Raw genomic sequence first — 13328 nt, forward strand, 5'->3', positions numbered from 1 at the left:
TTGTGCGGGGTGCGGATTGTAGCGTTATTCCGTTTTTATGCCAGCCGGTTGCACGCGGACACAGGGAATGCAGTTGGGAAGGCTATACGCTGCGCTAACCGCCCCTGGTTTGTAAGCGCACGGTGGCGGCGGGTTTTTCCGGTGGGGTTTGCAGGCGGATGTGGATGTGTGCGTGGTTGCCGCGCTGGTCGCTGACGTCGAGGTCGTAGTCGCCGTCGCCGGGCGGTTGCCACAGGGTTTGCGGGCTGTGGCTTTGTCGTAGCAGTTGGCGGTTGGCAAGCCAGGTGTAGGGCGGGACGCCGCCGTCGGTTTGTAAGGTAATCGCCTGGCCGCGGTTTTCGATGGTGGCGTGGTCGGCAGGCGCGGTGATGCGCAGCGCGGGCGCGGGCGGCGGCGCGATGGTGTTTTCGCGGGTATCCCAGGCGGCCTGCGGCGCGCGGTATTCGCGCGGCGGGTCGGGCAGGGTGGCGGTGATTTGCCGGATGATGGGGATGAGCGCTTCGGCGCTGGCGCGTTGGTCGTTGTAGCCGCCGTCGGCGCGACCGCCCCAGAGGAGGATGGTGTAGTCGCGGCTGTAGGCGATTGCCCAGAGGTCGCGCCAGCCGTAGGCGGTGCCGGTTTTGAGGGCGACGGGTTCGGCGCCGTATTTGAGCGGTCCGCTGCTGTCGCCCACGGTTTGCAGGATTTGGCTGGTTTGCAGGCAGGCGCGCTGGCTGGCGAGCGGCGCCGGTTTTTCGGGGCGGTAGGTGCAGTTGGCGAGTTGGCGGTAGAGCGCGGCGAGTTCGGTGGCGCGGATGCCAACGCCGCCCAGGGCGAGGGTGAGGTTGGGCGGGCTGTTGCGCAGGGTGGTGAGGTGCAGGCCGTGTTGTTCGAGCCAGGCGGCGAAGGTGTCCGGCCCGATGCGCTCCAGCAGGCGCACCGCCGGGGTGTTGCGCGAGCGTTGCAGGGCTTCGCCGAGGGTGATGCGGCCGAGGTATTTTTGGTCGTAGTTGTCGGGGTTGTAGGGGCCGTCGAGCGGGGTGTCGTCAATGGGGGTGTGCGGGTGCAGGCGGTAGTGATCCAGCGCGTAGAGGGTGATGTAGGGCTTGAGCGCGCTGCCGGGCGAGCGGATGGCGGTGAGGAGGTTGTTGGCGCCCAGGCGGGTTTTGTCGTGATAGGCGGCGCTGCCGAGGTAGGCGCGGGTTTCGCCGCTGTCGTTGTCGAGGATGAGCGCGGCGAGGTTGCTGCGCGGCGGGCGGTTCTGCACGGCGGCGGCCAGGATGGTTTCCAGGCGGGTTTGTAGGTTGCGGTCGAGGGTGGTGCGGGACTCGCCGCGTTTCAGGGCGAGGGCGGCGTAGTGCGGTGCGTGTTGCGGGAAGGGGTGCGGCGCCGGGGCGAGCGGTTCGTGGCTGGCGTTGTGGTGGGTTTCGTTGTTGATGGTGTGGTTTTTCAGGGCGCGGTCAAGGACACGGTTGCGTGCGGCACGGGCGCGGTCAGGGTCGGCGAGGCGGTTCGGGTTTTGCGGCAGGGCGATGAGCCAGGCGGCTTCGCCGGTGGAGAGTTCGGCCGGGGTTTTGCCGAAGTAGTACCAGGCGCCGCTGCCGATGCCTTCGAGGTTGCCGCCCATCGGCGCGAGGCTGGCGTAGCAGCGGAGGATGGTGGTTTTGTCGTAGTGGGTTTCGAGTTGTAGGGCGCGCAGGGTCTGGCGGATTTTGCCGGAGAGGGTGTGCGGGGTGCGGTAGATGAGGCGCGCCGCCTGCATGGTGAGGGTGGAGGCGCCGCTGCGGATGCCGCCGCCGCGCAGGTTTTCGCCCAGCGCGCGGATGACGGCGCGCGGGTCGATGCCGTGGTGCTGGTAGTAGCGGCGGTCTTCGTAGTTGAGCAGGAGCGCGGTGTAGTGGGCGGGCAGGGCGCCGGGCGGCAGGCGGCGTTTGCCGTCGGCGGTGAGGTAGCTGTGCAGCAGCGCGCCGTGCCGGTCGTACACGGCGGGTGAATGGTCGTTGCAGGTGGTGATGTCCGGCGGGTAGGCGCGGTCGAGGCGGCGCAGGGTGAGCAGGCCGATGCCGCCGAGGAGGCACAGGGCGAGGGTTATGTGGTATATGGTCTTTTTCATTTTGTAAGGAGGGTGTGATGAAATTCGTCTGGTTTTTGTTGTTGGTGGCGGGGCTGTGGGTTTGGCGCGATTGGCAACGGGTGCGGCGGGTACGCGAGCGGCTGCAGCGGCGGGCGGCGGCGGAAGCGGCGTTCGAGCGGCTGGTGTTTGCGCTGGAGTGTCAGCTTGCCAACGGCGAGATTGACGAGGCGCGTTTTCGTATGCTGCGTGATGAGGCGTTTCGCCGTTTGCAGGAGGCGGTGGGGGAGTAGGCGCGGTATGGCGTCTTGTTTTTTAGGAATGTGGATGTGAAACGGGCGGTGATTAACCGCCCTGTTTTTTTTGTGTCTGCTGGTTCAGGAGGCGCTGACTGCTGCGGTTTTGCGTTGGTCGGCGAGGTCGGCGGCGGCGGTAAAGAGGACGTCTGAGGAGGAGTTGAGCGCGGTTTCGGCGCTGTCCTGGATGATGCCGATGAGGACGCCAATGGCGATGACTTGCGCCGAGGTGTCGCCGTCAATGCCGAGCAGCGAGCAGGCCATCGGGATGAGCATCAGCGAACCGCCGGGGACGCCCGATGCGCCTGCCGCGCCTAATGTCGCGAGGAAGCAGAGCAGGAGCGCATTCAGCGGGTGTACCGGCACGTGGATGGTGTTCGCCGCGGCAAGCGAGAGGACGGCGATGGTGATGGCCGCGCCCGCCATGTTGATGGTCGCGCCGAGCGGGATGCTGATGCTGTAGGTTTCTTCGCGGATGTGCAGTTCTTCGCAGAGGTCGAGGTTGATCGGGATGTTGGCGGCGGAGCTGCGGGTGAAGAAGGCGGGGATGCCGCTTTGGGTGAGACAGCGCCAGACGAGCGGGTAGGGGTTTTGGCGCAGGATGGCCCAGACCATCAGCGGGTTCACGATGAGCGCAACCACCGCCATGCTGCCGAGGAGGACGGCGATGAGACGGGCGTAGGTGTCAAAGGTGGAGAAGCCGGTGGTGGCGACGGTCGCGGTCACGAGGCCGAAGACGCCGTAGGGCGCGATGCGGATGACGAGCGAGACGACGTAGTGGATGACGCGCGCGGCATCGTCCAGCACGGTTTTGGTGACGCTGTTGGCGTGGCGCAGGGCAACGCCGGCAAGAATCGCCCAGGCGAGGATGCCGATGTAGTTGCCGTTGGTGGCGGCGCTGATGGGGTTGTCGGTGATTTTGAAGAGCAGGGTGGTCAGCACTTCTTTCAGGCTTTCCGGCGCGGTGACGGCTTCGGGGTTGCCGGTCAGGTGCAGGGTGGTGGGGTACCAGGTGCTGGCAAGCACGGCGACGGCGGCCGCGGCAAAGGTGCCGATGACGTAAAGCACGATGATGGTTTTCAGACCGCGCGCCTGCCCCTGCTGGTGGCGGGAGATGGCGTGGGTGATGAGGACGAAGACGAGGATGGGCGCGACGGCGCGCAGCGCCTTGGTGAAGAAGTCGCCGAGAATCTGGAAGTATTCGGCGGCCTGCGGCAGTTCGGCGACGAAAAGGATGCGGCCGATGAGGATGCCGAGCAGCATCGCCAAGAGGATTTGGCGGACGAGCGATTTGCCGAGCCAGCGGAGGAATTGCATGGGAGGTCCTTGTGGTGGTTGAAAGGGCGGCTATCTTACTGCCGCACCTGTATTTTCGGCAATCATCTGGCGAGAATAAAAGGGCTGGCGGGGCGGCATGAAAAAGCCCCGGCAGTTCCGGGGCTTTGGCAGGGCAGTGCCTTATTTGCGCGAATCAAGGAAGATGACTTTGATATTGCGCTTGCCGTCTTCATCGTCCACGTCGTATCCGATGCTGTACAGCGGCACGTTGCCTTCGGCGTCCATCTTGTTGTATTTCAGCTCGGCGTGTTCCCCGTCCACTTCTTCCGTTTCCGGCTGCAAGCCTTGCTCTTTGGCCTTGGCCTGGATAAAGGCGGCAATGTCGGCAACCTTGGCATCGGTGGCGACGGTGAAATCGATGCCGCCGGTGCCGTCGTCTTCGCCTTCCACGAAGGTTACTTTTTCCGGCAGGAAGACTTCGGCAGGGACGCTTTTCAGGTCTTTCAGCGGGGTGTCGGCGAAAGCGGCAACGGATACCAGGGTCATGGCAGCGGCGAGCAGGGATTTTTTCATGTAAGACTCCAATCTGTTTGGGGATAAAGGAAGGCGCCAAAGCGCGGGCGCATCCTACTATGATTCGCAGGCGCTTTCCAAGACGGTTTGGCATTTTCCTGCGCGCCCCGCGTGCAAGCGCCGCAGACTTACCCTTAATCAAGAAAGTAGGCGCGGGTTCGGTTATATAATGCTAACGCCCTTCACAACCGGAGACCCTCCATGACCCGCACGTTTCGTACCCTGCTTGCCAGCGCCCTGCTTGCTGCTGCCGTCCCGACCGTTTTCGCCGAAGACGCCAAACCTGTCGGCGAACCCGCCAAAGCGGCGGAAAGCGCCAGCGAACCGGCACAACAACCCCAGCCGGAAGGCTACCATTTCGCCCTGACCGGCCCGGGAAACCAGGCCGTTACCGACGCGAGCGAGCCGTTCAAGGACAAATACCTGCTAGTCGCTTTCGGCTTCACCTCCTGCCCGGACGTCTGCCCGACCACCCTCTACGAATTCGCGCAGATGCTGAAAATCGTCAAGGCGCCGGAGAAAATCCAGCCCGTCTTCATCAGCATCGACCCGCTGCGCGACGATTCCGAGCGCTTAAACCAGTACACCGGCTACTTCGACAAACGCATCGTCGGCCTGACCGGCGCGATGGCCGACATCGAAGCCACCGCCAAGCGCTACAGCGCCACCTTCGGCTACCGTCACAACGGCAAAAAAGTCGTGCCGCCCGACCTGCCGGAAGGCTACACCGTCTATCACAGCACCATGATTTACCTGCTCTCGCCGGAGCGCGAACTCATTGACGCCTTCGATTACCAAAGCGGCGCGGACAAACTGGCGCGCGACATCGACAAAGCCATCAGCAAAGCAGAAGGCGGCAAATCATGAAGCGCCTGACCATCACCCTGCTCGCCGCCCTCCTGGGCGGCGTTGCGCAAGCAGCCGACTGCATCCCGCCGGAAGGCTTCCAGCCGGCAAGCTCACCGGCACCGCTGCACGACATCATCAAGCGCGACGCCAAACAGCGCGTCGCCCTGCTCAACGTCTGGGCCATCTGGTGCGCGCCCTGCCGCAAAGAACTGCCGCTGCTCGACAACATCGCACAGGACGAAAACGCGCCGCTGGAAATCATCACCCTGAACCTCGGCGACGACCCGGCAGTCATCGACAAAATCTACGACGAACTGCACATTACCGCCCTGCCGCGCGACAACCACGGCGACCACGCCCTGCTGAAAACCCTCGGCGGCGTCGGCCTGCCGCTGTCTGTCTGGTACGTGGATGACAAAATGATTGCTAAAAGCGCGGGCGCGCTGCACGACGGCGACGCCCTCGTCGCCTACGCCCGCTGTCTGAACGATAACCGCGAAGGAAGCCAGCCATGAAACGCCGCCAACTCCTCCTCGCCACAGGCGCCGCCGCACTCGCCCGCCCGCTGTGGGCACTACAACCGCCCGGCAACGCCGCGGCAACGCCGGTCGCCACAAGCGCGCCGCCCGAAACTGCCGCCCCGCAAAGCCTCTACGACCCGACGCGCTACGTCTTCGTCGCCGACAAGGGCATGAGTAACATTGCCGTCGTCGATCTCGAAGAAGAACGCCAGGTGGACACCCTGCGCTCGCCCGTCGCCATCCGCACCTTCGCCAGCAGCACCGACAAACCCTGGCTGGCGATTAGCGACCAGCGCCGCTACGCCATCACCCTCATTAACCTCGAAACCCGCGACATCCAGGAAATCCCGCTGCCCAGCCGCGCCTTCCGCCTCACCTTCGTCCCGGAAAGCAGCAAAATCGCCGTCACCCTCGAAGACCGCGTCGGCATGATTGACTACCGCAGCGGCGAAGTGAACATCCTCGAAAAAACCTTCCAGAACCTCTACACTCGCTTCAACACCATCTTCAGCGTTTACAGCCAGACCTTCTGGGTACTGCAAGAAAACACCCCGCTCATCTACCAATACAGCTACAGCGACCCGGCAAAAGGCTGGCAAACCATCGACATCGGCGAAACCCGTGGCTTGGGCAGCGGCGCGCCGAGCTTTGAAGACCGCCTCATCGCCTTCAACACCTACTACGCCGACGAAGGCATCATCTACTTCGCCGACACCGGCAAAGTCATCAAAACCGGGCCGCTCTACGACTCCAAGCAGCTGAACGAACGGCTGCTCGAACCCTTCATCGACAACGGCATGAAACACGTCATCTTCGGCGACCTGGGCGGCAACATCCTCATCTACGAACCCGACGTCAGCGACGAACCCAAGCGGCTCCAACTGGGCTACCGCCCGCGCAAATTCCGCACCGGCTGGCTCGACCGCTACCTCGTTGTCGGCGGCGACCGCCACCTCAGCATCCATCCCTTCGACAACCTCGAAGAACGCATCCAGCTGGATTTCGGCTACGACGAAGACGTCACCGACATGTGGATCAGCGGCGACAGCAAACTGGTGCTTTACAGCAAAGAATACAAACCCGTGCTCTCGCGCTACAACCTGCAAACCCAGGAAAGCCTGCCGGACATCCGCCTAAACGGCATCGTCCAGGCCGACTGGATCCGCATGGGCAGCACCAACAACGTCTGCTACTGAAGCGGCTGTAGCCGCTTCCCCGCTGCGCAGGGGGGCGGAAAATGCAAATTGCAAACACGCCTTGATGCAAAATCCAATGGAATCAACCGCCGATGAATCCCCGCATCACCCTCGCACCCTGTCGCGGCGAACACTATCCCGCACTCACCGCTTACCAACTGTCCGGCGAGCAGGCCGAATTCTCGCGCTCACCCAGTGACTGGTTAAGCGGCAACATCGCGTTCAGTGCGGCGCAGCTGGCGGTAACCATTCTGCGTGACGACGAACCCATCGGCTTCTTTGTCCTTGATAGCGGCGCCGACCACGACGCATACAGCGCTAACCCACACGCCGCGCTGCTGCGCTCCATGTCGCTTCACCCCAGACATCAGGGCAACGGCTATGCCCGCGCCGCGCTTGCGCCAGCCACGCTGGATGCGTTCATCCGTGCGCATCTGCCCGGTTGCGACGAAATCGTCCTTGGCGTCAATCATGCCAACCGTGCCGCCATCCGCCTCTATCAGCGCGCCGGTTTTGAGGACACCGGCCGCACCTATGACGGTCTGAAAGGGCTGCAATTTATTTACCACCGCGTGCTGGCGCATTAAGGGTAATGCGCGCCGCAAAGAGAAAGGCTGCCGGAGCAGCCTTTTTCTTTGCAGGGATTGGCGCGGTTTCAATGTTTATGCCGGAACAGTCTGCCGATGGCGGGGATGAGCGCGAGGTAGAGCGCTTGGGCGGCGATGCTTTCCCAGTTGGGATAGAAGCCGATGTTGGGCAGGGAGGGCAGGGCGCTCACCGCGTGGGTCGGCAGGATTTGGGTGAGTTGCAGCGCGTGGATGCTGACGCCCAGGATTTTGAAGCCGAGCGCGTAGATAAGCCAGGTCATCACTTTGAACATGAGGTGCATCGGCAGGCGCAGGCTGCCCTGGTTCATCAGCACGGCGATAAACGCGAGCAGGGCGACGGCGAGGCCGATGCCGGCCAGCAGGTCGCCGGTGGTGATTTGCGGCAGCATGCCGACGTAGAAAAGGATGGTCTCCGCGCCTTCGCGGAAGACGGCGAGGAAGCTCAGGAGTATCATGGAGACAAGGCTGCCGGTGGCGAGCGCTTGTGCCACTTGTTTGTCCACGAATTTTTTCCAGCCTTCGATGCTGGATTTGCTGTGCAGCCAGGCGCCGATGAAGAGCATCATGATGACGGCGACGATGCCGACCGCACCTTCGAGGATTTCGCGGTTGGTGCCGGCGGCGGCGAGGCTGGGGAAGAGGCGTTGCAGGGCGATGGCGCCGATGATGCTGGCGACAAGTCCCAGCGCGGCGCCGCCGTAAACCCAGCGTTTGGCGTGTGGCTGGCGCGCGGCGTTGAGTGCTGCGATGAGCGCCATGACGACGAGCAGCGCTTCGACGCCTTCGCGCAGGAGAACGAGCATGGCGTCAATGATGCCGTAGCTGGCGCTGATGTCGATGGCTTTGAGGTCACTCACCAGGGTTTGCAGGCGGGCGATGTTCGCAGGCTCGCTGCCTTTGCTCATGATGACCGGCAGTTCGCTTTCAACGCGGGCGTATAGTGCACCGTCGCGGGTTTGCACGTCGCCTTCAAAGATGGGCCATTGTTGGATGAAGGTGCCGATGTCGCTGCTGGCGCTCGCGCTGTCGCCGTTTTGCAGGGCGGTGAGCGCCTGTTCGAGGAGGTTGATGCCGTCCGGCAGGGTTTGCGGCGCGTTGGCGGCGACTTGCGGCTGGAGGGTGTTGCCCGCTTTGAAGTCGTTCAGGGCGTCACCGAGGCGTTGCGCCTGTTTTTCCATTTCGGGGTAGTTCGGCGGCTCGGCGAGCATGGCGACGCGCAGGAAGGCCATGGCGTTTTCGATTTGTCCGTAGTGGCCGAGGCTGGTTTCGCGCACGATTTTTTCGTTGAGCGTCCAGGTGCTGTTGAAGCGTTTGTAGATGGTTTGTGCGTCTTCGAGGTTATGCGCGACGACGGCGTCGTGCAGTTGGTCATAGACCGGCATCACCCGCTTGGCGAAGGCTTGGCGGGCGGCGGCGTAGTCCACCGGGTTTTGTTCTTTTTCAAAGGTGTAGAGCGCGCGCGACAGGCTTTCGAGGCTGGCGGCGTCCGGGCGGGCGAGGGCGGCATCAAGTGCGGCGCTGACTTTTTGTCCGGCGGGCGAGTCGTGGTTGTCGAGCGCGGTAAAGGTTTGTTTGATGGCTTGCAGGTGCGGGGTGGCGCGGGCGCGGTCGTTTTGTTTGACGGCGCTCATGGCGTCGGAGAGTTCGATAAAGAGCGGGCTGGTGTTTACCGCCGCCTGCACCGCGCCGCCCACGAGGGCGAGCGCGAGGACGAACAGCAGGCTAATTTTGTGTAAACAGTGTTTTGCCGAGGTAGTCATTTTCGTCTTTTACTCCGGGGAAGCAGGCGAAGATGCCGCTGCCGATGTGGGTGATGTATTCGTTCATTTTGTCCACGTTGCCAAAGGCGTTCTGGATGTCGATGAAGGCTTTGGGGTCTTTTTGGTAGGAGAGGAACAGCAAGCCGGTGTCGAACTGGCTTTTGTCGTCTATGCCGCTGGCGTAGGAAAAGGAGCGGCGCAGGATGTTGTGGCCGGTGGCGTGTGCCAGGCGGGCGTGCGAGGTTTCGGGCATCGCCGGTTCGCCCTTGTCGTTTTTGAGGCTAAGGTTGATGGGTTCGTGTTCTTCGTGCTGTCCCATCGGCGCGCCGCTGTCGCGGTAGCGGCCAAAGGTGTTGTGCTGTTCGCCGAGGCTGGTGCGGTCCCAGGTTTCTAAAAACATTTTGATGCGCCGCGCGATGAGGTAGCTGCCGCCTTTGAGCCAGCCATCGCTCTCTACCCAGACGACTTTGTCGAGGTTTTCGCCGCTGAAGTTGGCGGTGCCGTCTTTGAAGGCGAAGAGGTTGCGCGGGGTTTCGCTGGCGCTGTCGTAGGAGTTGAAGCCCGCCTGGCTCCAGCGCATGGTGAGGTTCAAGCGCGCACCGCGCACGAGGTTGCGCACCGCGTGGAAGGCGACTTGCGGGTCATCGGCGCAGGCCTGGATGCAGAGGTCGCCGCCGGTGTAGGCCGCTTGCAGTTGGTCGCGCGGGAAGTGCGGCAGGTCGGCGAGTTCGGCCGGGCGCAGGTGCTCCATTTTCAGCTTGCTGAAGAAGCTGGGGCTGACGCCAAAGGTGAGGGTGAGATTGTGCGGGTTGAGGCTGTCTGCTTCGCCGGTGTCGGTCGGCGGGATGTAGAGGTTTTTGCTGTAGGGTTTGACGTGCTCGCCGCGGGTGAGGTTCAGGCTGTAGGCCGTCCACAGCTGGAACATTTCCTGGATTTTTTCGCGGTCATCGCTGTGCAGGTCGGCGACGAGGAAGTAGATATGTTTTTGTGCCGGGGTAGTGATGCCCGCCTGATGGCTGCCGTAGAAGGGGATTTCGTTATGCGCGGGCGGGTTGGTGGCGGCAGGCGGGCAGGGTGCGCCTTCTGCTTTCGCAGCAGTGCCGGCAACGAGGCCGGCACTGATGATTCCGCATTGTTTGATAAAACCCCGACGCGATGGTGCATCTGTCATTTTATGGCCTTGTGGTTGGTGGGTTATTCGATGATGACGCCCATTTGTGCGAGCGGTTCGCCGAGTTTGTTCACCGCTTCGGCGAGTGCCTTGATTTCGTCTTTGCTCAGGGTGTCGTAACCGGCGTAGTCGTAGCTGCCGTCTTTCGCCTTGTTGTGCTTGTCGAGCAGGGCGTTCACCGCTTTGAACTGGGCTTCGATTTCGCCAGCGAGTTTTTTGTCTTTGGCTTCCAGCGCAGGCTTGAACAGTTCGAAGATTTTTTCGGCGCCTTCGATGTTGGCCTTGAAGTCAAAGAGATCGGTCTTGGAGAAGATGTCTTCTTCGCCGGTAATCTTGGTGGTGGATACTTCGTTCAGGAGGTCAACCGCACCGGTAACCATCAGCTGCGGGGTGACGTCCACCGTCGGGATTTTGGCGCGCAGTTCTTTGATGTCTTTCACCAGTTGGTCGGCGATTTCTTCGGTGCCCTTGGTGGTTTTGTCTTCCCAGAGGATGCGCTCGATTTTGTGGAAACCGGTCCAGATGGCGGTTGCGTGTTTTTCGGCGTCGGCGTCATCTTTGGCCTTGCCTGCTTCTTTCACTTCGGCGGTGAGGTCGGCGAGACGGGCGTCGATACGCGGGTCAAGGTCGCCAAAGCTCTCGGCGATCGGCTCGGAGCGCTCGTAGTACATGCGCGCGACGGCATAGACTTTCTTGGCGTTTTCCAGATCGCCTTTCTTCAGGTAATCGGCGAATTTTTCGGTGTCCGCCAGCAGCAGGTCAATCTGCTCGACGACGAATTTTTTGTACGCTTCGGTTTCCTTGGAAAGGTCGGCAGCAGCGCTGGCGTTGAAGGAAAGCACGCTGAAGCCAAGAGCAAGGGCAAGGGTTTTCAGTTTCATGGAGACTCCATTGGACAGGGTTTGCGAAGATGTGAACGAAAGCCGCAGCGGGGCGGTTTTGCCGCGCGGCAGGATGGTCAAATTCGGAAACATTCTCAAATGATTTTTTGTTGCAAGTTACGTTTAAAAATACTTGCTGATTAGGCGGATAGCTGTGCGAAAGCGTGTTTTGCCACAGGCAGGTTTGCACTGTGTGTGATGAATTCGCCATAATAACGCTTTCAATTATCCTGGAGAAAATTCCGTCATGACCGCCTGCCGCCGTTTCATCGCCTGTTTGCTGCTTCTTTGTATGTTGCCACTCGCCGCGCAGGATTTTCGCGCCTTTGCCGACGACATCGCGCAGCGGCTGGATGCCACCAACGAGCTCTACCAGCAGGGCAAGACCGATGAGGCGAAGCAGAAGGTGCAGATGGCCTATTTTGAGGTCTTTGAAAACCTGGAAGGGCCGATTCGCATCAATATTTCCGCGCAAAAGAGCGCGGAGATGGAAGCGGAATTTGGCAATATCCGCCGCCTGATTGGCAACGGCGCGCCGCAGGAGGAAGTGCAGCAGCGCCTGCAAGCGTTGCGCGACGAGGTGCAAAAGGTCGTGCCGGTCTTGGAAAGCGGTCACAAGCTGGTAGCGCATGGCTCGCATTCGGCGCTTGACGGCATTGACCCCGGCTGGGCGGTGGCCTATCAGGCGCTGGATGACAATCTCGCCGCCGCCGTCTCCGCTTTTGAAAAGGGTAACGGCGCCGAGGCGAAAAAACGTGTGCAGCAGGCGCAGTACGACGGCTTCAAAAACAGCGATATGGAAACCACCATCCGCATGCAAAAATCGGCACGGGCGGCGGAGGTGATTAACCGCCAATTTGCCGCGCTGATGAAACAGGCGGATTCTGACGACACCATCGACGCCTTCGGCTACAGCGTCAGCACCCTGCTCGGTGACGTGCAGGACGCGCTGCAAGGCGTCCCCGCGCCGGCAAGCGCCGCGGCGCCGGTGGAAGACACGGCAAGCGCGGGCAAGGACTGGTCGGGCACACAGAAGGAATTGCTGGCGGCGCTGGCGCAAGCAACGCAGACCTACCAGGCGGGCGACACCGCCAAAGCGGTCGGCCAGGTGCAAGACACTTATTTCGACATCTTTGAAGCGAGCGGCATGGAAAACGCCGTCGGCGCGCGCGACGCCAACTTCAAAACCGAACTGGAAGGGCATTTCACCAAAATCGTCGGCCTGATGAACGCGGGCAAAGACGTCGCCAGCATCCAGCAAGAAATCGCCGCCTTCTCCGCCGGTCTCGACAAGGCGCTGGAACTGCTTGGCGGCAACCAGGGCGGCATCGCGCTGTTCTTCTTCAGCCTGACCATCATCCTGCGCGAGGGGCTGGAAGCGCTGCTCATCGTCGCCGCGGTCATTGCGTACATTCACAAAAGCGGGCATGGTGACAAGCAAAAAGTCATCAACAACTCCGTCTGCTGGGCGCTGGGCGCAAGCGTCATCACCGCGCTGCTGTTCCAATGGCTGCTCACCAACGCTGCCGCCGGGCGCGAAATCCTCGAAGGTGTCACCATGCTGATAGCCACCGTCATGCTCTTTGGCATGAGCTACTGGCTGCTCTCCAAGGTGGAAGCGCAGCACTGGAAGGCGTACCTACAGAAAAAAATCGGCACCTCGCTCTCGCAAGGCTCGCTCATCGGCCTGTGGCTGACCAGCTTCCTTGCCGTCTATCGCGAAGGCGCGGAAACCGTGCTGTTCTACTTCGCCCTCGCTGCCGACGCCAAAACCGCGCTGGATTATGGCTATCTGTTCGGCGGGCTGGCGGTGGGCATCGTCATCCTCGCCGTGGTGTACCTCATCATGCGCTACAGCGTGGTGCGCCTGCCGCTCAAACCCTTCTTCATCTTCACCGGCATCTTCATGTACCTGATGGCGTTCATCTTCGCCGGCAAAGGCGTCGCCGAACTCATCGAAGGCAAAGCCTTCACCCCGACGCTGATTGGCGACGGCACCCTCTTCCCGAAATGGATGGGCGACTGGCTCGGCATCATGCCCTATCGGGAAACGCTCCTGCCGCAACTCGTACTGCTCGCCGCCGCGCTCTTCGCCCTCTGGGTGCTGTTCGGGCGCAAAAAAACGACTTCCTAACCCGCTCACAA

General features: G+C 61.8%; 12 protein-coding genes. 6 read left to right on the forward strand and 6 right to left on the reverse strand.

Going from position 1 to position 13328, the window contains the following annotated elements:
* Positions 1–94: 94 nt before the first annotated feature.
* Positions 95–2092, reverse strand: coding sequence for a penicillin-binding protein 1C (gene pbpC, locus EL199_RS05840; RefSeq protein ID WP_004139659.1), 1998 nt, complete (start codon positions 2090–2092; stop codon positions 95–97).
* 17 nt (positions 2093–2109) lie between these two features.
* Here pbpC and EL199_RS05845 point away from each other — a divergent pair, with 17 nt between their 5' ends.
* Positions 2110–2343, forward strand: a complete 234-nt coding sequence (locus tag EL199_RS05845) for a hypothetical protein (protein WP_048716698.1) — start codon at positions 2110–2112, stop codon at positions 2341–2343.
* A gap of 84 nt (positions 2344–2427) precedes the next feature.
* Here the strand turns inward: EL199_RS05845 and sstT are convergent, their stop codons facing one another.
* Positions 2428–3663 carry a serine/threonine transporter SstT gene (gene sstT / locus EL199_RS05850; RefSeq protein WP_004139662.1) on the reverse strand — a complete coding sequence of 412 codons (1236 nt, stop codon included), beginning with the start codon at positions 3661–3663 and terminating at the stop codon, positions 2428–2430.
* A gap of 141 nt (positions 3664–3804) precedes the next feature.
* The gene (locus EL199_RS05855; protein ID WP_004139663.1) at positions 3805–4197 is read right to left on the reverse strand and encodes a hypothetical protein; all 393 of its coding nucleotides are present in this window, start codon (positions 4195–4197) and stop codon (positions 3805–3807) included.
* Between the two features lie 201 nt (positions 4198–4398).
* Between EL199_RS05855 and EL199_RS05860 the strand changes: the two genes are divergently transcribed.
* The 4 genes from EL199_RS05860 (at position 4399) to EL199_RS05875 (ending at position 7350) form a co-directional block, all read left to right on the forward strand.
* Positions 4399–5064, forward strand: coding sequence for an SCO family protein (locus EL199_RS05860; protein ID WP_004139664.1), 666 nt, complete (start codon positions 4399–4401; stop codon positions 5062–5064).
* On the forward strand, positions 5061–5561 hold the full coding sequence (locus EL199_RS05865; protein ID WP_004139665.1) for a TlpA family protein disulfide reductase: 501 nt from the start codon (positions 5061–5063) through the stop codon (positions 5559–5561). The genes EL199_RS05860 and EL199_RS05865 overlap by 4 nt, the downstream gene beginning before the upstream one ends.
* Positions 5558–6763: a YncE family protein gene (locus EL199_RS05870; RefSeq protein ID WP_004139666.1), complete on the forward strand. Its 1206-nt coding sequence runs from the start codon at positions 5558–5560 to the stop codon at positions 6761–6763. Before EL199_RS05865 ends, EL199_RS05870 begins: the two co-directional genes overlap by 4 nt.
* A 92-nt stretch (positions 6764–6855) precedes the next feature.
* Positions 6856–7350, forward strand: a complete 495-nt coding sequence (locus EL199_RS05875; RefSeq protein ID WP_004139669.1) for a GNAT family N-acetyltransferase — start codon at positions 6856–6858, stop codon at positions 7348–7350.
* Between the two features lie 68 nt (positions 7351–7418).
* Here the strand turns inward: EL199_RS05875 and EL199_RS05880 are convergent, their stop codons facing one another.
* Genes EL199_RS05880 through efeO form a run of 3 tightly spaced genes read right to left on the reverse strand, consistent with a single transcriptional unit; the run spans position 7419 to position 11183 of the window.
* Positions 7419–9131, reverse strand: a complete 1713-nt coding sequence (locus tag EL199_RS05880) for an FTR1 family iron permease (protein ID WP_004139670.1) — start codon at positions 9129–9131, stop codon at positions 7419–7421.
* Positions 9094–10302, reverse strand: a complete 1209-nt coding sequence (gene efeB, locus EL199_RS05885) for an iron uptake transporter deferrochelatase/peroxidase subunit (protein WP_004139672.1) — start codon at positions 10300–10302, stop codon at positions 9094–9096. The genes EL199_RS05880 and efeB overlap by 38 nt, the downstream gene beginning before the upstream one ends.
* A gap of 23 nt (positions 10303–10325) precedes the next feature.
* Positions 10326–11183 (reverse strand): iron uptake system protein EfeO, encoded by an 858-nt coding sequence (gene efeO / locus EL199_RS05890; protein WP_040354793.1) that lies wholly within the window; start codon positions 11181–11183, stop codon positions 10326–10328.
* Between the two features lie 247 nt (positions 11184–11430).
* Between efeO and EL199_RS05895 the strand changes: the two genes are divergently transcribed.
* Complete coding sequence (locus EL199_RS05895) at positions 11431–13317, forward strand: FTR1 family iron permease (protein ID WP_004139677.1); 1887 nt, start codon at positions 11431–11433, stop codon at positions 13315–13317.
* Positions 13318–13328 lie beyond the last annotated feature (11 nt).

This window comes from Cardiobacterium hominis, from assembly GCF_900637305.1.
Lineage (GTDB): Bacteria > Pseudomonadota > Gammaproteobacteria > Cardiobacteriales > Cardiobacteriaceae > Cardiobacterium > Cardiobacterium hominis.